Annotated in this window: 1 protein-coding gene; it reads left to right on the top strand. The window is 41.3% G+C overall.

Features of this window, described 5'->3' with window-relative positions:
• The coding region (locus tag RCO25_RS34695; protein ID WP_309000583.1) for an IS110 family transposase at window positions 1-593 on the top strand (593 nt) is incomplete at both ends.

Below are 593 nucleotides of genomic sequence, written 5' to 3'. Positions count from 1 at the left end.
TTCTGTCTTATGAAGCGAAAAAGTCTTCAAGCTTACGGAAAGTGAAGACGGATGCCTTTGATGCTTATGCTTTATGCGAATTCTTTTATAAAGAGGATTTCGAACCTCATAAGAAAAGAGGTGTTCAATTATTAAACCTTCGCAACCTTACAAGACAGCATGAATCGGTAACGGGCCAGTTTGTTCAGATCAAACTTCAATTCCAAGCAGCATTAGACCAAGTGTTTCCGGAGTTTAAGGGTGTATTCGGGGATTTGTATTCTGTGGTGTCTTTACAAACATTGTTGCAATTCCCGACGTCCGAGGCCGTACTGAGCACCGGTGAGCCTCAATTAACTGAGAAGATTGCAATTTTATGTACAAGTCGTTCTGAAAAATGGGCCAAGGAAAAGGCTCAAGAACTTATGGCAGCTGCAACCCGAAATCCGTTTCGTAAAGCACCGTATCAAAGCCATTTGTTTAGCATGAGTATGTACATTAACATGCTTCTTCATTACAAAGAGCATCTAACAGCCCTCGTAAAGGAAATAGATGCCCTCGCAAGTGAAGTTGAAGAATATGAGATTATCCAATCGATTCCCGGTATTGGAGAG

This window comes from Paenibacillus sp. LHD-38 (assembly GCF_031157315.1).
Lineage (GTDB): Bacteria > Bacillota > Bacilli > Paenibacillales > Paenibacillaceae > Pristimantibacillus.
Note: the sequence above shows the minus strand (reverse complement) of the source record. Positions and strands in the feature narration are given on the sequence as shown.